The organism is Syntrophorhabdaceae bacterium, assembly GCA_035541755.1.
GTDB lineage: Bacteria > Desulfobacterota > Syntrophorhabdia > Syntrophorhabdales > Syntrophorhabdaceae > PNOF01.
On sequence record DATKMQ010000164.1, the window covers coordinates 17,270 to 39,234 of the forward strand.

Consider the following 21,965-nt stretch of genomic DNA (forward strand, 5'->3'; position numbering starts at 1 on the left):
CGGTGCCGCATCTATGCGTTGAGGAGGTAGCAGTGATCACAAAACTAGGGTCTCAAGATCTGTATAAACGATGCGATCCCGAGACATTCTCATTCAACACCACAGAAGAAATCACCACGTTTCCCAGAACCATCGGCCAGGAAAAGGCGCTCAAATCCCTTGATTTTGGTCTTGGCATGGACAGTACCGGGTTCAACATCTTTGCTATCGGCGAGAATGGCACGGGTAAAATGACGACCATCATGTCCATGGTTAATGAGAAAGCGGCCGAGGAAGAGACGCCTCCGGACTGGTGTTACGTCAACAACTTTAAGGAACCCGATCTGTCCATTGCGCTTTCTTTTGCGCCCGGCCAGGGGGTTGTCTTCCAGCAGGAAATGAACGAGCTTATCAAGATGCTCAGGCTGGAGATACCCAAGGCCTTTGAATCCAAGGAATATGAAGTCCAGAAGAACAAGGTAATCGACGAGTTTCAGCAAAAACAGGCCGAATATCTTTCCCGACTCGACGAAGAAGCGAAAGAACGGGGTTTTACCGTGAAGAGAACCCCGACTGGCGTACTCATCGTGCCCATCAAAGAAACAGGCGAACTGCTCACCAAAGAAGAATTCGACGCCCTGGACGAGAAGACGCGCAAAAAGATGGAAGAGACGGGTCGATTCTTCCAGGAGAAGTTAAACGACGTGGTCAGAGTCTTGAGGGAAGCGGAAAAACTCGTCAGGGACATGCTCTCAAAGCTCGACAGGGTGGTAGCCCTGGATCTTGTCGGCCCGCTCATTGATGCCATGCAGGCCAAGTATAAAGATCGGGAGAAGGTCAACAGTTACCTTGAGAGCGCCAAAGAAGAGATCCTCACGCACCTCGATGAATTCAGGATGACCGAGGAACCTCCTTCTCCCCTGCCGTTCTTGAAGTTACCCAAGGCAGAGACCTCTTTTGCCAAGTATTCTGTAAATATCATTGTGAACAACGGAGATGGCCGGGGTGCCCCCGTGGTATACGAGAGTAACCCCACATATCTCAACCTTTTCGGTCGCATGGAATACAACGTACAATACGGCATGGCGACGACCGATTTTACCATGATAAAAGCGGGGGCGTTGCATAAGGCCAACGGCGGATATCTCATCGTTGACGCCATGGAGCTTCTGAAAAATACCTTTTCGTATGATGCATTGAAACGGTGCATGAAGAATAAAGAGATCAAGATAGAAGATGTTCTGGAACAATACCGGCTCATCAGCACCGCGGGGCTGAAACCGGAGCCCATACCGCTCAATGCGAAAATCGTCATTATCAGCAATCCCTATCTCTACTACCTCTTGCATAGCTACGATGAGGAATCAAGGGAGCTATTCAAAGTCAAAGCGGATTTTGACAGCAGGATGGATCGGACCGCCGAAAATATGGAGAAATACGCCACGTATGTGGCGCAGTGTCAGAAAGAGGAAAAGCTCTTACCTTTTGACAAAAGCGGCGTGGCCAAAATTGTTGAATTCGGCTCACGTTTTGCCGACCATCAGGAAAAGCTGTCTACGAAATTCAGCGATATTAGTGATCTGGTCCGTGAATCTCACTACTGGGCTCACCGGGAGGGAAGCGCCGTTGTGAAGGCAGAGCACGTAACGAGAGCCGTCGATGAGAAGATATTCAGAGTCAACAGGATAGAAGAGCGTTTGAGGGAGATGATGCTTGACGATACCCTTATCGTGAATACGGCGGGAGAGAAGATCGGTCAGATCAACGGACTCGCCGTCCTGGATATGGGTGATTACAGTTTCGGCAAGCCCTCCCGGATCACCGCCAAAACCTATGCAGGCCGGGCCGGTGTGGTGAATCTCGAACGTGAAACCAAAATGAGCGGTAAGATCCACGAAAAGGCAATTCTTATCATAACGAGCTATCTGGGAAGCAAGTACGCGGTGAAGAAGCCGATCAGCCTGTCTGCTTCCATAACATTCGAGCAGCTCTACGACATGGTGGAGGGCGACAGCGCCACCTGTGCGGAACTCTATGCCCTGCTTTCCAGCATCTCCGGTGTGCCTCTCAAACAAAGTTTTGCGGTGACAGGATCGATGGACCAGAACGGTGACGTGCAGCCCATCGGAGGGGTAAACCAGAAGATCGAAGGATTTTTTGAGCTCTGCAAGATGAGGGGCCTTGAGGGGAGGCAGGGTGTCATCATCCCCAGAAGAAACCGGAAGAATTTGGTCTTGAGCGATGAAGTGGTGAGCGCGGTTAATCGAGGTCTTTTTTCGATCTATACGATCGACCGCATGGAAGAGGGACTTGAGATACTGACCGGTGTGAAGGCCGGCGACCTTGAGCAGGACGGCACATACCCCGAAGGCACCATCAACTATCTCGTGGAAAAACGCCTCACCGAAATCTCCGAGGCGCTCGAGAAACAGAAGGAAAAGGAAAAAGGAAACGGCGAAGAGACACCTAAGCCGAAAGATGAATAGACCGGGTGGATCAGCTTAGCGCATACGTGCGCGAGAAGGGGTGGCCGGGTACCCGCTTGCGGGTGGTGCTTCGCTCGTTAAGGGGGCGAGTGCCAAGCCCCACTAAAAGTTTTCTTTAATGAAATCGATTATTTCCGCCTCTTTACCGGGGTAGAAGTGGGTTGTGGCGATAACCTTGAGGAACTTCTCTTTTATGGTTAATTCCCGGTAAAGGGCGTAAAGATCGTCGATTGGGGCGACATCATCCTCGGTACCCCCGACAAAGTACATCCTCTTCTTGAAGGTCTTCAGGTAATCGCTTTTGTAGACCACGAAAGGAAAAGAAACCAGGAAAAGGGCCTCAAATCGCTCTGTACTGAGTGCCGCTCTGCTCACTATCCAGGCGCCAAACGAATACCCGGCAAGCGTGACACGGGCGTCTTGGTCGAGCCGTTTGGACAGGTACTCAAGCGCCGCAATGGCGTCACGAACCTCGCCTTCTCCTTCGTCATATTCACCCAAGCTGCTGCCCACACCGCGGAAATTGAAGATGAGCGTTGAGTATCCCTGTGAGGCGAACCCTTCTTCAATGGCGCCGACCACATTATTGGCCATGTCACCCCCATAGAGAGGGTGCGGATGGCATATGATAACGCCTGCGTGACGGCCCTTATCACGAAACTCCCCCTCGAGCAGATGGTCGGACTCTATGGTGACCCTTTCTATTGACATGCTATAGTTATTTTGGTAGTTTTTCAGCAAAAATTCAACAGGAAAAATAATGGGATTTTTCACCAGGAAAGACAAAGAAAAGAAGCCATATAAAGAAATCGATATCGAAAAAGAAGTCAAAAAAGCAGAAAAAGAGGAATCGCTTTGGATAAAATGCAAATCCTGTAACGAGCTGCTCTACATCAGAGAAGTCGAACGAAATCATCATGTCTGCCCCAAATGTGTCTACCACTTTCCGATAAGCGTCGAAGAACGGATTGCTTTGACCTTCGATAAAGACACCTTTGCGGAATATTATCAGGGTGTGGAACCCATCGATTTTCTTAAGTTCAAGGACGTGAAACCCTACAGAACGAGGCTCGCCGAGACCAAGGAATCGACTCAAAGAAATGACGCCATGGTGTGCGGCGGGGCTAAAATAGGCGGTATAGACGTTCTGGCCGCCATTTTTGATTTCAATTTCATGGGTGGCAGCCTTGGTTCCGTGGTTGGAGAAAAACTCACGAGAATTCTTGAGGAGGGAACGCTGAAAAAACTGCCGGTCATCCTTTTCTGCTCATCAGGCGGTGCGAGAATGCAGGAAGGAATCATGTCTCTCATGCAGATGTCAAAGGTATCCGGCGCCATATACAATCTGAAGTCACAGGGCGTCCCGTATATCAGCATTCTGACGGACCCAACCTTAGGAGGCGTGACGGCCAGCATGGGTATGCTCGGTGATGTTATCATTGCCGAACCTAAGGCAATGATAGGCTTCGCGGGTGCGAGGGTCATCAAGGACACGATCAAGGCGGAGCTTCCCCCAGGATTCCAGAGGGCGGAATATCTTCTGGAACACGGCATGATCGACATGATCACGCCGAGAAGAGAACTGAAACAGAAACTATACGCCATACTCTCACTAATTGTATGAGTAAAAATGAATACGAGAAGACCTTGAAATATCTCTTCGGTCTGGAACGTTTCGGCATGGTCTTCGGGCTCGATAATATCACCTGGTTGCTCGATGCCATAGGAAACCCCCAGGATTACATCAAAACAGTCCACATTGCCGGCACAAACGGGAAAGGATCCACGGCCGCCATGCTCTGCAACATTCTGAAAGAGGGAGGCTTCCGGGTAGGTAAATATACATCGCCACACCTCGTTTCTTTCACTGAGCGGATCGCCGTGAACGAGGAAGAAATAGAGGAACATGAGGTAGCTCAACTCGTCGAGTTTATCCGCCGCGCTGTGGATGAGAGAGACAAAGACAGGTTCTTCACCTTCTTCGATTTTACCACGGCGCTCGCCCTCCAATACTTTAGAGAAAAACAGGTCGATATTGCCGTCATCGAAACGGGGCTTGGCGGCAGGCTCGACTCCACGAACGTAATTGAGCCTCTCCTCTCCATAATTACCAATGTTGCCTTTGATCACATGGAACAGCTGGGCGACACCATAGAGAAGATTGCCGGGGAAAAGGCGGGGATCATCAAGCCGGGCGTGCCGGTCATTACCGGCTGTGAAGGGGAGGCGCGAGAAATTGTGAAGAACAGGGCGAGCGCCCTTAAGGATAAGACCTACGTCCTCGATCAGGATTTTTCCTATGAAAAGACGGGCGACCGAAGGCTCGCATATAGAGGGATCGGCCGGGATCTACCGGACGTCACGGTCAACCTCTACGGCGATCACCAGCTTACCAACTGTGCCCTGGCGCTCAGCGCATCCGAGGTGCTCTCACACTCAGGTTTTTCCGTTACCGATGAGACGATTCGGCACGCGCTGTCACACGTGAAGTGGCCGGGAAGACTTGAGAAAATAGGCGAAAACCCTCTGGTGTTTCTGGACGGAGCCCACAATCCTAATGGGGCGCATGCTTTATCAGAGTTCATGCGCAGCCATTTTCAGGACAAAAGGAAAATACTCGTCTTCGGCGTGATGAAAGATAAGGCGTACGACAAGATGCTCGAGGAGATCGCACCTGTCGTGGATGTTGTTATTTTTACCAAACCTGACATCGAAAGAGCGCTCTCTCCGCACGAGTTAAAAGCATATGTGCCACATGCCATGGTGGCCGATGACACGAGAGGCGCCCTCACACAGGCAAAAGCCATAGCAACCGGAGATGACCTTATTTTAGTCACGGGATCTTTCTACACAATCGGGGAGGCAAAGACGATCATCAATGAACGTTCTTAGGATCATCATCCCCGCCATCTTTTTGCTCGTCCCCTTATTAGCTTCGGCGAGCCCGGCTGATTTTCGCCTCACGGGACCTGTGGACATGACGGCACGCTACCTCGAGCACAACCGCGAGGACAACACGTATATAGCGAGAGGCGACGTAGACCTGAAAGAAGGCATGAGGAGCTTGAAGGCCGATTACATGGTGTATAACGACACCACAAAGGACGTCACTGCAGAGGGAAATGTGGTTTTCCAGGAGCAGGGGGACAGGGTTGAATGCGACAGGATGCAGCTCAATCTGGAGACGAAAAAAGGGACCTTGGAGAATGCGAAGATTTATATCAAAGAGGGTAACTTCTATGTGTCCGGTCAGAATATGGAAAAAGTCGGCGAATCCGAGTACGTTATGCGCAGAGGAGAGTTTACGACCTGCGGGTGGGACAAGCCGGCCTGGAAGTTTACGGCGAGTGACGTGGACATCACTGTCGAGGGCTATGCAAAGACGAAGAGTGCAACGTTTCGTATTCTCGATTATCCGGTCTTCTATTTTCCGTGGGGTATGTTCCCGGTAAAAACGGAAAGGCAGTCGGGTCTTCTTTTGCCCGAGGTGGCGTTATCTACGAGAAACGGGACAATGATCAATACTGCTTACTATTGGGCCATCTCTAAAGACAAGGATGCAACGTTCTACCTGAACTACCTGGAGAACAGGGGCTTTGCCCCTGGGATGCAATTCAGGTATGCCTTAAGAGACGATATAAAGGGTGCTTGGGATTATTCCATCATACAGGACAAGGAGTACGATGGCACCCGGTGGCAATTAAGAGGTAAGCACGAGGAGAAATTCTTCAATGACCTGGAACTGAAGGCGGATCTTCGTTTTATATCTGATAAAGATTACCTGGCGGACTTCGGCACAAGCGTCCAGGAGAGGGCCGAGAATCAGTTGAAATCCACGGCCTATGTGGAAAAGCCTTTTGAAAAATCGCTCCTCACCACGGAGATGGCTTATTTCAGGGATCTCACCCAGAGGAATAATGATGCCACTTACCAATACCTTCCCCGCACAAGCTTTTTTACCGAGTACATTCCACTCGCCAAAGGCAAGCTGTTCACCGATTTTTCGAGTAACTTCACGACCTTTTATCGGGACAAGGGGGACACCTTTTCGCGACTCGCCTTAGAGCCGAGCTTAAGATTACCCTTTTCGATCTATGGACTGAACCTTCTTGCGAGCGGTACATTGATCGAGACCGCCTACCTCATAGACCACAGTGACACGATCGATCATGATGCGGTCGACAGGCATACCTTTCGTATTGAGGGCGATGCAAACATGCAGTTCATAAGAAACTTCAATACGAGCCTTTTTAACATCGGTGAAATGCAGAGTCTGATCAGGCCCCAGGTAAAGTACACCTTCGTGCCCAATACGTCTTTTGTGAACATTCCGAACATAGACCCCTACGACAGGATATATCAATCCAACTCAATTACTTACTCCTTCAACCATTACCTTTACGGGCTTAATCAGGGGGCGCAAAGGGAGCTGGCCCTATTTGAATTGGCGCAGACCTACGGCCTGTCCGGTAGCCTTGATCCCTCGCCCACCTATGACGGGTCAGGCAACCGGTTCTCGGACATCGATGCGAGACTCACCCTTTATCCTACGCAACGCATGTCTTACACCACCCAGCTCGACCTTGGCGTAAACGGCGAGGGGATAAAGACGATCCGCAATGTGTTAAGCCAAACCCAGCCGGGGAAATATTACGTGAATATCTGGCACAGCTACACTACCGACCTCACCAACGAGGCCTTTTTCGATGTCGGCGCTACCTACAAGCAGTTTGAGGCAGGTTATCAGATAAGATATTCCTTCATGGACCAGGACTGGGTTGACACGCTCTATAAGCTCAGGTACCGTCCCGGTTGTTGGTCGACCACGATTGCCCTTACCCAGACCAAAAGGCCGAGGGACACAAGAATAAACATTACCTTCGACCTTGCGGGCCTTACTATGAGATGACGGGATGGGTGAGGGGTGAGTGCATAAGCAAGCCATGAATGAAGATCGAAAAAGGACAAGGCAGAGGGTAAAGGAGGCATCATGAAGGGGATCATACTGGCCGGCGGTCTCGGGACGAGGTTACATCCCTTAACCAAGATCACGAACAAACACCTGCTTCCGGTCTACAATAAGCCGATGATATACTATCCTATCGAAGCGCTCATCAACGCAGGGATTACGGACATTATGATTGTAACAGGCGGAAACCACGCGGGCGACTTCTTGAGGCTTATGGGCAATGGGAAAGAATTCGGCTTACAACATATCAACTATACATATCAGGAAGGGGAAGGCGGTATCGCCGACGCACTTTCGCTGGCCGAATATTTCGCTGATGGCGAGCCCATATGCGTGATCCTCGGGGACAATATTATTGAGAAGAATATTATAAAGGCCGTCAATGATTTTCAGAAACAGAAAAAGGGCGCAAAAATACTCCTCAAGGAAGTTCCCGATCCGGAACGATTCGGAGTAGCAGAGATAGAAAAGGGGAAGCTCATCAATATCGTGGAAAAACCAAAGCGGCCCAAAAGCAATCTTGCCGTTATCGGGATCTACCTGTATGACGGCCGCGTCTTTGATATTGTGAAGACATTGAAACCCTCTGACAGAGGCGAGCTGGAAATCACCGATGTGAACAACGCATACGTCCGGGAAGGGCTCATGTCCTGGGAGATGCTTGAAGGGTGGTGGACCGACGCAGGAACTTTTGAGTCGCTCTTGAGGGCCAGTGTTCTTGTGTCACAGACAGGAGCAAACAACAAGTAGAGGGGGTTCAATATGATAGACGGGGTAGTAACGAAACCGCTCAAGTGCATCCCCGATGAACGGGGAAGGCTCATGGAAATATTAAGGAACGATGATGGAATATTTCAGGCGTTCGGCCAGGTCTACCTGACGACAACATACCCTCATGTGGTCAAGGCGTGGCACTATCACAAAAAGCAGGACGATTATATTACCTGCGTAAGAGGGATGCTCAAGCTCGTCCTCTATGACGCTCGAAAGAAATCCCCGACCTTCGGCCAGGTCAACGAACTCTTCATAGGCGATGATAACCGGATGCTCGTGAAGGTTCCCCGTATGATATACCACGGGTGGAAGTGCATAAGTGAGGAAGAGGCCCTAATAATCAATGTGCCCACGGCGCCCTACAACCGCACAAATCCTGATGAGTACCGGTTGGACCCTCACGTAAACGATATACCCTATACATGGGAGAGAAAAGATGGCTGAGCCCTACATTCTCATCACCGGAGGTTGCGGGTTCATCGGGTCCAACTTCGTGCGCCGCATGCTGGCGCAGCACGACTATCGTGTAGTCAATTTTGATAAGCTTACGTACGCAGGTAATCTCGAGAACCTCAAGGATATTGAAAATGATAAGCGGTACACCTTTTTCAGAGGGGATATCGCGCAGATATCGGACGTGGAGCGGGTTTTCGAGCTCCCCATCGAAATGGTGGTCAACTTCGCTGCCGAATCTCATGTGGATCGAAGCATTCTTGATCCTGAGACATTCATTAAGACGAATATAAATGGGACATTCCATCTTCTTGAAATGGCCAGAAAAAAGGGCGTGAAGAAGTTTGTCCAGATTTCTACCGACGAGGTATACGGATCTTTGGGCAGGCAGGGAAAATTCAGTGAAGAGACGCCGCTTGCCCCCAACAGCCCTTACTCCGCATCCAAAACATCCGCCGATGTACTGGCCATGGCTTACCACAAAACTTACGGAACGCCGGTCGTTGTCACGCGATGCTCGAATAACTACGGACCGTATCAGTTCCCTGAGAAGCTGATCCCGCTTATCATCAGCAACGCGCTTCACGACGTGGAGCTTCCGGTATATGGAGACGGTCTCAATATCAGGGATTGGATCCACGTGGCCGACCATTGCGAGGCCATTGACGTTGTTCTCCACAAGGGCAAGGAAGGCAATGTATACAACGTGGGTGGCGAGAACGAGCGGACCAATATTGAAATCGTCAAACTGATTTTGAAGATCCTTAAAAAACCTGAGACGCTCATCAGGTACGTGAAAGACAGGCCGGGTCACGACAGGCGGTACGCTATCGACTCAACGAAACTGCAACGCGAACTTGGTTTTCAGCCGCGAGTCGATTTTGCCCAGGGCATGGAAGAGACGGTGATGTGGTATAGGGAGAACCGTGAGTGGTGGGAGCGTATCAAAAGCGGGGCCTATATGGAATACTACAAGACCATGTACGAAAACAGATGAAAGTGCTTATTGTCGGGGGTCACGGCCTTCTGGGCGCGAACATTGCCCCCATATTGGAAGAGAGATTCGATCTTACGGTCTGCGATATCGATACCTGGGACATTACCGATAAGGTATCAGGCGAGAACCACCTTGACAAGTACCGTCCCGATGTAGTGATCAATCTCGCCGCCTTGACCGACGTTGACGGGTGCGAAGATAAACAGGAATTGGCAGAGAGGGTAAATACCCACGGAGCCCGCGTGGTTGCCGCTCTGTGCATGCAGCGCGCCGTCCGGCTCATCCATTTCAGCACCGACTACATATTTGACGGCACAAAAAAAGTTCCTTACAAAGAGGATGATCGGCCGAACCCACAATCCGTTTATGGCGCGACAAAGCTTATGGGTGAACGGGCCGTTCTTCAGGAGAGCCCTTTGTCGCTCATTATTCGAACGCAGTGGCTATACGGAGAAGGTGGACCGAATTTCATAACCAAGGTCGTAGAAGCGGCTAAGCGGGACGGTCTTCTCCGTGTAGTGAACGACCAGAGAGGCTCGCCCACTTACGCGAAGGATTTGGCAGCTCCGCTGATCGCCCTTATAGAACAGGGAAAGACGGGCGTTTATCATCTCGCTAACAGCGGCTCCTGCACATGGTTCGACTTTGCCGTAGAGATATTCTCCCTTCTCAAAATGGACGTTGCGATCACGCCCATATCTTCGGCCGAACTTGCCAGAAAAGCAAAACGGCCCCAGTATTCCGTCTTTGACATGTGGAAATTCCAGAAAGATACGGGACTCAAGATGAGACCGTGGCAGGAAGCGTTAAGAGAGTACCTTGCTGTGACAGGGGTGTGACGGTGAGGGCGATCTTCTTTTCCGATGCGCATCTGGACCGCAACGATACAGACAAGATAGAACTTATCGAAAAATTCTCCGAAGACGTGCTTGAGCGCGCCGATGCAGTTTTTATTTTGGGAGATCTATTTGAATTCTATCACGGCTATGACGGCTATATTTACCCCTGGTATAATGGGGTCGTAGATATCCTGAAGAGACTCTCATCGATGGGCAAGACGGTAATACTCTTTGAAGGAAATCATGAGTTCGGCATGGGGCGATATTTCCAGAATTATACGGGCATTTCTTGCAAGCAGGACGTGACCATGAATCTCGACGGCAAGAGGGTTTTTATGTCTCACGGCCACGGTTCCCATCGTTTCTATCTGGGTAGCATTCTCAAGACACGATTCGTCTACGCAATTATGGATTTTCTCGGGCCGCGCCTCACGTGGAAAGTAGCAAAAGCCGCTGCCACGTTCCTCTCGCGGAAGGTAAAGCCCTACAACGAGAGGACGAGAGATATTTTTCGGGAATATGCCCGCAAGGAATTGAGCAGAGAATACGATGTGATCGTACTCGCCCATTCGCATATGAGCGATATGGTGGAATTTGAGGTCACACAAAAAAAGAGGCTCTACGTCAATACGGGCGATTTCGGCAGGGACCTCGATTATGTGTCGTATGAGACCGGCAGGGGTTTTATGCTGGAGAGATTTGACCCGTCACGCCACGAGGGCAGATGATTTTTCTCACGCGAGAGAAGTCTATTTCAGGGTGATCGCCCGCTCAGGACAGATCTCCTGACAGCAAAAACAGGCGATGCACTTGTAAGCGTCCACTTGAGGAACACCGTCACGTATGGATAGAGCGGACGCAGGACACTGATCGGAGCACGTGCCGCAGCCTGTGCACAGCTTAAGGTCGGCCGTTGGCCTCAAAGACGTGCGAGCTCGCAATAAGGTCTGCATAGATTCGTTCTTAGTCACTATCTCCCCGCTCGCCGGAGGAAGCTTGAAGGCGGGTAGCGGTTTCAGTTCCCCGATTATCTCGATGGCCTCCGATGCATAATCCCCCAGGCCCTTCTCTTTGGCCCTTCGCAGAAACTTAAGCTGGCCGGGATTTTCAATCCCCATGATCCTCGCGACGGTTGCATCGAGTGCCACGGCGTTATCGGAAGCGAGGACGAGACCGATGTCGCGGAGGTCGGGGGACGCCGGACCATTACCCTCCATGCCGACCACGGCATCCATTATGAATAGATCGGGCACCCTGATCTCAAAGAGATCGACTATCATCTCGTGGAAGCGCTCGGCGGATCCCGCAGTCATATGCATGTTTGCCTTCTGAGCGCCGGGCAAGAAACCGTAACTATTTTTGATCGCCCCCGTTATCACGGTTAACCCGTGGGTTTTGAACTTGGGGAGACTGATAGTAATATCCGCCTCGAAAACAATCCGGGAGAGGCTCACTTTAGGAGCGAATGAAGGGTTGAAGTCCACTTCCCTGGCGTCGTTACCGATATTCTGATAATAACCCTTGGCCGCTTCCATGAGGCCGGTCGTCCTGAAGGTCTCCTCATTCGCCCCGTAGCAAAAAACACCGGGATTATCGCCCACAGTGATGGATGCCGGATTCATGGTCTCTACCTTCTCCACCACGGCGCGAAGCACGGCCGGATTGGTCACGATCGCTTGAGCAGGCTCGGACTCCCGAAGCACGTTCGGTTTTATGAAGACCTTTCTGTTCCGAAGCGTGAGTGGAAAAAGTGCGAAGGCCTGATCTACGGCCTTGCGCACGTTCTCATAGGTGGCAGGATGGATCATTACTTTCGGCATAAGTCTTAGCCCTTATCTATAATATAATACCGTCCCCCCTTAAGGCGTGGGTTCAGGTGTTTGTTATGAACGTCAGGCACAGAATGGAGACTCCCTGTCGGGCAGGTGCACGGCCCTCGGGAGGCGGCTTTCTAATTGTTTCTTTACTCCCTCTGGGCGGCGATTTTCTGTTCAAACTCGTTCCAGAACTTCTCGTCTGGCTTACGCCAGTAGGGTCCCCATGCTTTATTGAAAAGCCCCTCAAGCTGTTTGAAAGCACGCTTCCAGGCGGCGCCATATTCATAGGTCATCACATCTTCCAGAAATGGTACAACGGCCCCCAGCCTCTCCTTGGGAAGGTAAGCCCTGGCCCCAAGCTCGATCGATTTCCTCAGTGATTCGGGAGAAAGGGCGTGCGCCGTCAACATAACAACCGGCACGGGATAGGGTCGATCTGTGGCTTTTTCGAGAAGGTCGAAGCCCTGGACGCCCATGATGTCGAAAATCGCGAGATCGTACGTCCAGGATGCAAGCAGCTCGCTCGCCTTCTCATACGAGGTTGCCGTATCGATGGCACAGTCCGGAGCCACGGACAATATCTCCTCTTTCAATGTTTCAAGAACGTCCGGCTCATCATCCACGGCCAGAATCCTCATAGTGTTCAAAACCGATTCCTTCATCATGATCCTCCTTCCCGAAGACTGAAATGAATTTTGGAAGCTCGTGCAATAACCGAATAAAGAACAACCCTACTGTTAGTATAAATTATCGAGTCTACTCTGATAAATGTCAATAGAAAACAAAGCCTGTACCCCTAGCCCCCTAGCCAACCCACGGGTATCGAAAAGCCATCCTGCGGGCGCGAATGCTTATATTCTGCGTACGCTGCACGGGGAACACGGCTTTGACAAGCACCCGCAACTTTCATATAATTGGGCACCTATGACGAACGGGACGATTCTTACGATCTCAGGCTTGACAAAACAATACGAAGACTTAAAGGCCGTGGACCACATTTCCTTTTCCATAAATCCTGGAGAGATAGTGGGCCTGTTGGGGCCGAACGGCGCGGGTAAGACTACCACCATTAACATGATCCTCGGTATCCTGGAACCGACCGACGGTGCAATAGAGATGCTGGGGAAAACCCTGAAGGAGTTCAGATCGGAAATCAGCAAGAGCGTCAACTTTGCGGCCGTCTACGCCCATATGCCGGCAAACCTTACGGTCCGGCAAAACCTCTATGTCTTTGGTCTGTTGTACGAAATTAAGGACCTCAAAAAAACCATGAAGCGTCTTCTCACAGAATTCGATCTCGAAACCTTCGCCGATACCAAGGCGGGACTGCTTTCGTCGGGAGAGTTGAGCCGTCTTAACCTGGCCAAGGCCGTAATGAACGAGCCCTGTCTTTTGCTTCTCGACGAACCCACTGCCTCGCTCGATCCAAGCATTTCTCAACTGATTCGCGAGAGAATAAAGGAATATGTCGCGAGGACTCAGGCAGCCATACTCTGGACTTCTCACAACATGCACGAGATTGAGGCCATTTGCGATCGAGTCTTATTCCTTTCGCACGGTAAAATCCTCTTAAGCGGCAATCCCAGAACCCTGCCTCAGGAGCATGGCAAGACCGATCTGGAAGAACTCTTCATAACCGTGGCCAGAGAGCCTCTTCGCCTGGAGACATAAGTTCATGAGCATATCAAGAATCAAAGCCATTTTCGTTCGCCAGTTTTTTCTATTCACGGGCAACCCCACACGCCTTGTCAGCATTTTTGTATGGTTGATCATCGATATTCTCCAGTGGGGTCTGATCAGCAAGTATCTTGGCACACTGGGACAGGCGACCTTCGGCTTCATTACCGTAATACTTGGCGCCGTCATCCTCTGGGGATTCATGACGCGAATCCAGCAAGGGATCATGATGGCCTTTCTCGAAGACGTATGGAGTCAGAATTTCATCAATTTCTTTGCCTCACCTCTTACGATCGGGGAATACGTGACGGGCCTTGTGTTAACAAGTATCGCCACCGGCCTTACCGGTTTTCTTGTCACAGCGGCCATGGCGGGAGCGGTATTTGGTTACAACATTCTGAAAATCGGGGTGCTGCTTGTTCCCTTCATGGTCATACTCTTCATTTTTGGCATGGCGATGGGCATCTTCGTCTCGGCCATGATTTTTCGGCTTGGGCCTTCGGCGGAGTGGCTCGGTTGGCCGATCCCTCTGGTGCTTTCCATTTTTGCAGGGGTCTTCTATCCTATCTCGACCCTGCCTCGCACCTTTGCGATCTTCGCGAGGCTCATCCCGCCATCCTATGTGTTCGAAAGCATACGGGCCGTGCTCGCAACAGGGTCAGCCCCGGGCAACATTACTTTTAATCTCTTAATGGGCACACTCCTCTCTCTTGCCTATCTCCTCTTAACGGCCCGTTTCTTCATTGCCATTTACCGCAAGAATTTGAGAAACGGAAGCATCGCTCGGTTCAACGCCGAAGCGCTATAATTAGCCCGTGAGACGACGCGCCAAGCCCCTGAAATATTAAGCTGCTCTCGCCCTGACGAAAAACAGAAAAGCCCGCTCAAAGCCGGTTTGTAATATTTTTCTTGCAATAATGCTCTGAGTGTGGGAAAAACTAAAGAAAACAAGCGTCTTGCGCACATGTTCGGCGAGGACGAGGACAGATCGTGACAGAGGCGTGCAAGAAACCCTGATTGCAAAAACGCTGCCGCGACGGAAAAGAACAAATTCATCTATGAGGCAGGGGGAATAATGGAGAAGAGAAGTATTCTCATCGTCGATGATGATGAAATGATCAGAAATTTGCTCATGGATTTTTTGCATGATCTCGGATACGAGGTTGTGTCAGCCGACTCCGGGGGAGATGCGTTGAAAAAGTTCGCGCCTGAGACCTATGATCTTGTGATCTCCGATCTCGTTATGCCAGACATAAACGGTATAGAACTCTTGAAAGAGCTTCTCAAGAAGGATAGCCAGTTGCTCTTTTTTCTCATCACCGGATACCCCACCCTGGAAACCGCTGTGCAAGCCATCAAGGCAGGAGCTTACGATTATATCGTCAAACCCTTCAACTTCGACGATCTCAGGATCAAAGTTGAAAGGGCATTGATGACGCGTCATCTCAAATCCTCTCTCAAGAAGTTGAGCGGGGTCTTATGGGCCGTTATCATATCCGTGCCAATATGGATAATCCTCGGCATAGTCCTGGGGATTGTCTGGAAACATCACTGACATCTTCCTTGCTTTGAGGCCCGAAATCTTAAGCCATAATTGACACTTACACAGCACGTCTTCCTCATCATTCCATTAACGGGTAAGGATTCTCTTACCTGTTAAGACTTGCTAAAGTGCCGGCGCATGCTTATCAATGAAAGAGTTACCCGAAAAAGGAGGTTAGGCATGTCAAAGCTAATAGAAACGGGGAGCAAAGCAAAAGCGTTCACGTTAAAAGATCAGGATGATAGGGAATGCAGGCTTTCGGATCTTACAGGAAAGAAGGTACTTCTCTCCTTTCATCCCCTTGCTTGGACCAGCGTCTGCGCGGAACAAATGAAATCGTTGGAGGCGAATAAGGAGGCGTTCGATCGGCTGAATACAGTGGCCCTGGGTCTGAGCGTCGATACCGTGCCTTCCAAGAATGCATGGGCAAAAGAGCTCGGCATTCATAATACCAGGCTGCTTTCCGATTTTTGGCCCCACGGAAAAATAGCCAAGGCATACGGCATATTCAGAGAGGCGAACGGTTTTTCCGAGCGCGCCAATCTCATTCTCGACGAAAAGCAGAGGGTTGTTTTCGTCAAGGTCTATCCCATTCGTGAGTTGCCGGATATAGCGGAGATCCTGAAGGCCCTTGCGTGAAGAGGCATCCTTACCCTCATGTTCCCGGCAGTCTGCGGGGCCACACGAAATCCGCGTAAAGCTGACCGTCACACGATAAAACACTGGGGGTCTTCTTCGAGCAGATCACCTCTTCCCTGAGACAAAGACCATGCATAGGCGATGGCCCGGCAACCCCGGCAGTTTGACCACCGGGCGCAGGTGCGGCATTTCCCTTTATAAAGGCCTTTATTTCTCAAGGCATTGAGCACGTCTGAGGCGGCCCACACCTGCCTCAGCGGGTCTTTCAGTATATTACCCACGGGGATACGTAGCCTCCTGCATGGCGTAATTGTTCCGTCAGGAAGTAACGTCATTCCCGATACACCGGCGGCGCAGCCGCCGGACGGAAAAGCATCCTCCCTGTCATCAGGCGGCGCGTGTCTTAACTGCGATGCGAGTGGATCGCCCGTTACGATTTCGAGACCAGGGGTTTCAAGGGAAAATATCTCCTCATAGACCTCTTTAATCCGTTCTCGCGTGAGCATTCCGGATAACAGATTGAGCCCTCTTCCGAAAGGGACGAGTCGTGAGAAACCGAGATAGGGAACACTGAGGCTACCTGCGAGGGCTATCATGTCCGTGAAATAATCGACATTCAGTTGAGAAAGCGTAACATTCAGCGTGACCTGTACACCGGCGTCTGTCAGATACCGGACGCCCTTAAGCGCCGACGAAAAGCTCTTTTTTCCCCGGATCGATTCATGCACGGGTTCGGGCCCCTCAAGGCTCACCTGTACCCCTCTGACGGGCGTGTCCGCGAGCATGCGGGCCTTATCGCGGTCTATCAGGGTCCCGTTTGTCAGTACGGATACAGCGAAACCGGCCCCCGCTACCTTTTTAAGGATTGACGCGAGGTCGCCCTTAAGAAAAGGCTCACCGCCCGTGATACTGAAACTCGTCGAAAAGGGTATTTCATAGGTATCTGACCAGTACCGGATCGTGTCAGAAACAGTCCCTATGGTCTTCCCGATTGCGTCTGCGCTCATTTCCAGGGGCACGTCCTGTCCCTGGTAACAGTGCGCACACGTGAGGTTACATCGCTCGGTAAGATGCCATTGTACGAAAAAATCGAACGTATCTGTTGCGGTATTTGTCTGGCTATATTCCATAGGGCAAGATAATTAAGACAGGCAGGAAAAGCCGAGCCTTGCCTGCCTGTCAGAGATGAAGTTGCAGACCTGCAACTTTAACTCTTTCAGCTCTTTCACTTGAGGCATTTTTTACCGATATCCTTTCCCAGGGTCTTCTTGATTCCATTCCAGAACAATGCCTCCTTTTCGGCCAACTTCCTGTCTCTTGGTTTCTGCATGATTTTTCACCTCCTTTCCTGCGATATTTGCCGATATGAAGATGATAAGGACACTATAAGAGCGGTAAATAGAAAAGTCAATCGTTTCTTGAAAGGGCAGACGGACTTCTCCCCGATCTGCTACGGGAGGCTTATGGTACAGAAAGACCCATGCGATTGAGAAGCGAATCTATCCCCATGGATTGTGACCCGAGTAGGGTCCGGAAACCATTTATCCCACGTGGCGACCAATGCGCACAAAAAACGTTTGCAAGAAGTTTGAAAGCGAAATAGAATGTGAAGAGCGTGCACACATATTCTAAGAATCAGCGAAGAATGCTTTTTTCGTAGCGCTTCTTAAGCGCACTGAGTGGCGAAAAGCACATATGGACCGGCTCATATGAACACGGACCCCCTGAAGGACTATATGAATCTGCGTCAATGGGTTGATGGCGAAGCAAATCGGCTCGTGACCATGCACGGTGGAAACATAACCTGCCATCGGGGTTGTGATGGATGTTGCGTGAACCTGACGGTCTTTCCCGTCGAGTTCTTTGCCATAATGAGCGAGATGAAACGGGCCGGGGTGCATGCTGAGAAGATATCCTTCGATGAGATTGCTCCCTGCGGTTTTCTCCACGAGAGGATCTGTCGCATCTATCCCTATCGCCCCATCATTTGCCGCACCCATGGACTCCCAATACTTTTCATCGATGATTCTTCCGATGAGCCGCGGTGGGATGTATCATACTGTGAATTGAATTTCTCCGCATCTGACGAGACCGAGTTCACCGGGGACATGCTCCTCGACGTCGAACGGATCAATGCCGAGTTAAACCGGATCAATCGTGATTTTATCGTGTCGGTGCCAGATAAAAAATATCAGAGTCATACGCGAATCCCCTTGAGGGAACTCTGTTCCGCAAAGAAAGGATCCCTTCGGCTCTTGAACGGACCTCATAAGATAGAGGGTCCATGAGATAGTAAATAGAGGCGTATCAGGAGATGGGATAGAATGCAGGCGAAGCCGGGTCGGAAAAAACAAAGCGCCAAAGAAATTCGAGGCATCAAATGTCAAGAGGACGAGATACCGATGCATGACCCTGAGGATGCAGACCGCAGGGCCTTTCTCAAAGGGATGCTCGCAGGGGCGGGCGCTCTCACTGTGGCGGGACTCGGCGTGGCGAATGCAAAACCCGTGAATGTGATGAGCGTTGCCAGGTGGGATGTCTCGGCGGACGTGGTCGTCATCGGCTTTGGGCCGACCGGGGCGAGCGCCGCGATAGCGGCCCACGACGCGTCAGCAAAGGTCGTGATCCTGGAAAAGATGGCCGTTCCCGGGGGAAATAGCGGGGTTTGTTTTGGAGGTATAGTGATCCCCAATGGGGTTTCCGAGGCAGTAAACCACTACCGAAAACTTTCAGGCGGAACGGTCGACGAGGATATGGTAGAGGGGTTTGCTCGGGCTATGGTCGGTGTGGAGGATCTTTTATCCCGGCTTGGCGCTCGACTGAGAACGGTGAGGAGTCGCTCCATGTATGAGGCTTTGCGGGACGCAAAACTGACGGTCTCAAGATTCAATCCCACCGGAAAAGAGGGGTTTGCCTTTTTGCGAGGGCATGTGCAAAAAAGAGGGATCAATGTGATGCTGAAGACGGCCGCTCGGAACCTCGTGCAGGTTCCGGAAACAGGCGAAATCGTGGGCGTCAAGGCGGAAAATCAGGGAAAAGAAATCTACATCAAGGCGGAAAGGGGTGTGATTTTGAGCTGCGGAGGGTACGAAAGTAACCCTGAGATGTTCGGATACTATAATTATCCGGGATTAAACGATTTCGTTTTTCCTCTCGGAACCCCGGGCAACACGGGAGATGGCTTGAAAATGGCAGCCGGTGCGGGCGCGTACCTGTGGCATACGGCCTCTCTCCAGTGGTATGGCTTCTGCGCACGCGCTCCCAGTAAGCTTTTTGGTACCGCTATCTATTCCGGCATTCCGGCGAAACAGCAGGGCGGCAGTTTTATTTTCGTCAACAAATACGGGAAACGGTTCATGAAGGAGACAAAACGCTACTATCATTTCAAGGGGCCCCTGGAAGTGCTTTACCTTGATCACGATCGCGCGGAATATCCTCATGTTCCGGCGTATCTGGTGTTCGATGAAGCATATCGCACAGGCGGTCCTCTTGAGAGATCTGCGGGCCCGGTGGGCTATAACGCCGTCCATGGAGTCTACGACTGGAGCACGGACAACAGCGCAGAAATCGAAAAAGGGTGGATCGTGCGGGGCGATAAGGTGGGCGACCTCTCGGAAAAGATAAAGATTAACCGCACCGAACTCGAAAAGACCGTGGCAGAATTCAATCAATACTCGGCTGCCGGCAAAGACCTTTCATTTGGCCGAGACAAGGATTCTATGGCGCCGATTCTTACGCCTCCTTACTACGCGCTCGAAATGGGCCTGGCCATTGTCAACACGCAGGGCGGACCCAGGCGGAACAAATTCGCCCAGGTCCTTGATCCGGACAATCGCCCGATACCCAGGCTTTATGCAGCGGGAGAACTCGGTTCATTCTTCGGTTTTCTCTATGAGCCGGGGTCGAACTATCCTGAGGCGATAGCTTTCGGGGCCATTGCAGGGAACCAGGCGGCGGCCGAAAAGCCCTTCAAAGAATGAGCCGGAACAGGACTGACAGGATAGCGGAGTATCTGGCTGGCGGGCATGGGGAAATATGCCGGCGGCAGACTACAGTTACCCGGAAAAACGCATCGATATATGTTGAGAGGAATCTGCATGGGAGAGACAATGATCAAAGAAATACCTTTTTCTGATTTTGATGCTATTAAGATCGGCCATGCCGACATCAGGGAAGCGGCTACCGGATGCACCGTTATTATCAGCGAGCAGGGGGCCATAACGGGTGTCGATGTCCGTGGCGGTGCGCCCGGCACCAGAGAGACCGATCTACTCGCGCCCACGAACCTCATAGAGAAGGTCAACGCAGTCTTTCTTGCCGGCGGGAGCGCCTTCGGCCTTGACGCGGCTGCAGGTATCATGCAGTTTCTCGAAGAGAAACATATCGGCTTCGACGTAAGGGTTACCCGCGTTCCTATTGTCACGGGTGCTGTGCTTTTCGATCTTACCGTGGGTGACTCAAGGATACGGCCGGACAAGCAAATGGGATACCAGGCCTGCGTCAATGCGCATGTTGGCGAGTCAAGGCAGGGAAATGTTGGCGCCGGAACCGGAGCCACGGTAGGCAAGATTATGGGCGTTACACGGGCCATGAAAAGCGGTCTTGGCATGTACGCCCTAAAGGCGGACGAGCTCAAGGTCGGGGCCATCGTGGCGGTCAATTGCCTGGGCGACGTAATCGATCCGGCCACCGGAGAGGTCTTGGCGGGCGTTCTCAACGAAGATGGAAAGACTATTGCCAATACCGAGGAGATCATGGTCCGGGCACAAAGCAAAGGAACAAACCTGTTTGGCGGTAACACCACCGTGGGCGTCGTAGTCACCAATGCTTCTCTGACAAAGGCTCAGGCCACCAAGGTGGCGTCCATGAGCCAGAACGCCTACGCGAGGACCATGCGACCGGCCCATACCATGTTTGATGGGGATACGATTTTCGCCATGGCCTTAGGCGAAACAGAGCGGGACGTAAGTGTAGTCGGAATGCTTGCCGCGCGAGCCATGGAGCACGCAATCATCGCCGCCGTAAAGAACGCAGGGCCCTTGTACAATTTAAAATGTTATAGGGATACGCGGTAGCCTGCGGTTTCGTATCCTCGTCCTTAAACTCAAGATAGTTCAGAACAGTCTCTGCTGTACCTCCATTACCGGCAAAAAATCCGTTGCCCGTCCTCACATATAGAGAACTTCAGAGGGGAATAGATCATCGCACACACACGTAGTATCCGATAGGGGTATTACCCGGTCAAAAGGGGTGATCTATGAGCTTAGCGTGGTGACAAACTCTTTGAACTTGTCGGCAGTATCAAGAGGCTCGTAGCAGGTGTTTCCGACGCAGGGGATGAGCCCGCCCGCATCCTCGCCATAGACGATACATTCGTAGGGGTAATAGATGGCGCGTACCGATTGGGCGAGCGCCGAATCGGGCGGGGCATTGACCGTGGTTTTGAGCATATGTTGAAACGCGTCGATGCCGCAAAAATAGTAGGCCCCGTGGATTCCCATAAGCTGCGCATCGCCGGCGAATACATCCAACAGTTCTCCGGCATGCTGTCGGTACGCATCACGGCCTGATATTAAGGCGAGCTTGAGAAGTACAATTACCGCAAGCCCGTTGGCCGAAGGATGGGGGGTGTCTTCTATGCCCTTAAGCCTCATTCCCACAACCTCGTCTTCGGTGTCGAAAAAGCCGCCGTTCTCATGATCCCAGAACCCATTCAGGCAGCTATCCATAAGACCTTGAGCACGATCAAGATGTTTTTGATTGCCGCTCACCTCATAGGCCGCCACGAGAGC

At 51.3% G+C, this 21,965-nt stretch carries 21 protein-coding genes; 16 read left to right on the forward strand and 5 right to left on the reverse strand.

What is annotated here, in order from left to right; all coding sequences use genetic code 11:
* Positions 1–32: 32 nt before the first annotated feature.
* The gene (locus tag VMT62_15750) at positions 33–2,465 is read left to right on the forward strand and encodes an ATP-binding protein (GenBank protein ID HVN97883.1); all 2,433 of its coding nucleotides are present in this window, start codon (positions 33–35) and stop codon (positions 2,463–2,465) included.
* Between the two features lie 102 nt (positions 2,466–2,567).
* Here VMT62_15750 and VMT62_15755 read toward each other — a convergent pair whose 3' ends face one another.
* On the reverse strand, positions 2,568–3,176 hold the full coding sequence (locus tag VMT62_15755; GenBank protein HVN97884.1) for an alpha/beta fold hydrolase: 609 nt from the start codon (positions 3,174–3,176) through the stop codon (positions 2,568–2,570).
* Positions 3,177–3,225: 49 nt separating this feature from the next.
* Here VMT62_15755 and accD point away from each other — a divergent pair, with 49 nt between their 5' ends.
* From accD to VMT62_15795, 8 genes are all read left to right on the forward strand, one after another.
* Complete coding sequence (gene accD, locus VMT62_15760) at positions 3,226–4,089, forward strand: acetyl-CoA carboxylase, carboxyltransferase subunit beta (protein ID HVN97885.1); 864 nt, start codon at positions 3,226–3,228, stop codon at positions 4,087–4,089.
* 23 nt (positions 4,090–4,112) lie between these two features.
* The gene (locus VMT62_15765) at positions 4,113–5,357 is read left to right on the forward strand and encodes a folylpolyglutamate synthase/dihydrofolate synthase family protein (protein HVN97886.1); all 1,245 of its coding nucleotides are present in this window, start codon (positions 4,113–4,115) and stop codon (positions 5,355–5,357) included.
* Positions 5,344–7,374 carry an LPS assembly protein LptD gene (gene lptD, locus VMT62_15770; GenBank protein ID HVN97887.1) on the forward strand — a complete coding sequence of 677 codons (2,031 nt, stop codon included), beginning with the start codon at positions 5,344–5,346 and terminating at the stop codon, positions 7,372–7,374. The genes VMT62_15765 and lptD overlap by 14 nt, the downstream gene beginning before the upstream one ends.
* 81 nt (positions 7,375–7,455) lie before the next feature.
* Positions 7,456–8,184, forward strand: coding sequence for a sugar phosphate nucleotidyltransferase (locus tag VMT62_15775; GenBank protein HVN97888.1), 729 nt, complete (start codon positions 7,456–7,458; stop codon positions 8,182–8,184).
* Between the two features lie 12 nt (positions 8,185–8,196).
* Positions 8,197–8,652 (forward strand): dTDP-4-dehydrorhamnose 3,5-epimerase family protein, encoded by a 456-nt coding sequence (locus tag VMT62_15780; GenBank protein ID HVN97889.1) that lies wholly within the window; start codon positions 8,197–8,199, stop codon positions 8,650–8,652.
* Positions 8,645–9,658: a dTDP-glucose 4,6-dehydratase gene (gene rfbB / locus VMT62_15785; GenBank protein ID HVN97890.1), complete on the forward strand. Its 1,014-nt coding sequence runs from the start codon at positions 8,645–8,647 to the stop codon at positions 9,656–9,658. The genes VMT62_15780 and rfbB overlap by 8 nt, the downstream gene beginning before the upstream one ends.
* Positions 9,655–10,497 (forward strand): dTDP-4-dehydrorhamnose reductase, encoded by an 843-nt coding sequence (gene rfbD, locus VMT62_15790; GenBank protein ID HVN97891.1) that lies wholly within the window; start codon positions 9,655–9,657, stop codon positions 10,495–10,497. The genes rfbB and rfbD overlap by 4 nt, the downstream gene beginning before the upstream one ends.
* Positions 10,452–11,225, forward strand: a complete 774-nt coding sequence (locus VMT62_15795; GenBank protein HVN97892.1) for a UDP-2,3-diacylglucosamine diphosphatase — start codon at positions 10,452–10,454, stop codon at positions 11,223–11,225. Before rfbD ends, VMT62_15795 begins: the two co-directional genes overlap by 46 nt.
* 21 nt (positions 11,226–11,246) lie before the next feature.
* Here VMT62_15795 and VMT62_15800 read toward each other — a convergent pair whose 3' ends face one another.
* Complete coding sequence (locus tag VMT62_15800) at positions 11,247–12,317, reverse strand: DUF362 domain-containing protein (protein HVN97893.1); 1,071 nt, start codon at positions 12,315–12,317, stop codon at positions 11,247–11,249.
* Between the two features lie 143 nt (positions 12,318–12,460).
* The gene (locus tag VMT62_15805) at positions 12,461–12,979 is read right to left on the reverse strand and encodes a response regulator (GenBank protein ID HVN97894.1); all 519 of its coding nucleotides are present in this window, start codon (positions 12,977–12,979) and stop codon (positions 12,461–12,463) included.
* Between the two features lie 259 nt (positions 12,980–13,238).
* Between VMT62_15805 and VMT62_15810 the strand changes: the two genes are divergently transcribed.
* The 4 genes from VMT62_15810 to VMT62_15825 all read left to right on the forward strand — a co-directional run bounded on the left by VMT62_15810 (position 13,239) and on the right by VMT62_15825 (position 16,173).
* Positions 13,239–13,985 (forward strand): ABC transporter ATP-binding protein, encoded by a 747-nt coding sequence (locus VMT62_15810; GenBank protein HVN97895.1) that lies wholly within the window; start codon positions 13,239–13,241, stop codon positions 13,983–13,985.
* Positions 13,986–13,989: 4 nt separating this feature from the next.
* Positions 13,990–14,799, forward strand: coding sequence for an ABC transporter permease (locus VMT62_15815; GenBank protein ID HVN97896.1), 810 nt, complete (start codon positions 13,990–13,992; stop codon positions 14,797–14,799).
* Positions 14,800–15,066: 267 nt separating this feature from the next.
* Complete coding sequence (locus VMT62_15820) at positions 15,067–15,546, forward strand: response regulator (GenBank protein ID HVN97897.1); 480 nt, start codon at positions 15,067–15,069, stop codon at positions 15,544–15,546.
* A 168-nt stretch (positions 15,547–15,714) separates the two neighbouring features.
* On the forward strand, positions 15,715–16,173 hold the full coding sequence (locus VMT62_15825) for a redoxin domain-containing protein (GenBank protein ID HVN97898.1): 459 nt from the start codon (positions 15,715–15,717) through the stop codon (positions 16,171–16,173).
* A gap of 68 nt (positions 16,174–16,241) precedes the next feature.
* Here VMT62_15825 and VMT62_15830 read toward each other — a convergent pair whose 3' ends face one another.
* Positions 16,242–17,303, reverse strand: a complete 1,062-nt coding sequence (locus tag VMT62_15830) for a radical SAM protein (GenBank protein ID HVN97899.1) — start codon at positions 17,301–17,303, stop codon at positions 16,242–16,244.
* A gap of 579 nt (positions 17,304–17,882) precedes the next feature.
* On the opposite strand from VMT62_15830, the gene VMT62_15835 reads away from it, so the two are divergent.
* From VMT62_15835 to VMT62_15845, 3 genes are all read left to right on the forward strand, one after another.
* The gene (locus VMT62_15835) at positions 17,883–18,461 is read left to right on the forward strand and encodes a YkgJ family cysteine cluster protein (protein ID HVN97900.1); all 579 of its coding nucleotides are present in this window, start codon (positions 17,883–17,885) and stop codon (positions 18,459–18,461) included.
* Between the two features lie 36 nt (positions 18,462–18,497).
* Positions 18,498–20,153, forward strand: coding sequence for an FAD-binding protein (locus VMT62_15840; GenBank protein HVN97901.1), 1,656 nt, complete (start codon positions 18,498–18,500; stop codon positions 20,151–20,153).
* A 117-nt stretch (positions 20,154–20,270) separates the two neighbouring features.
* Complete coding sequence (locus VMT62_15845; protein HVN97902.1) at positions 20,271–21,248, forward strand: P1 family peptidase; 978 nt, start codon at positions 20,271–20,273, stop codon at positions 21,246–21,248.
* Between the two features lie 180 nt (positions 21,249–21,428).
* On the opposite strand, the gene VMT62_15850 is transcribed toward VMT62_15845, so the two are convergent.
* Positions 21,429–21,965 (reverse strand): hypothetical protein (locus VMT62_15850; GenBank protein HVN97903.1); only part of this gene is annotated, 537 nt, incomplete at its 5' end.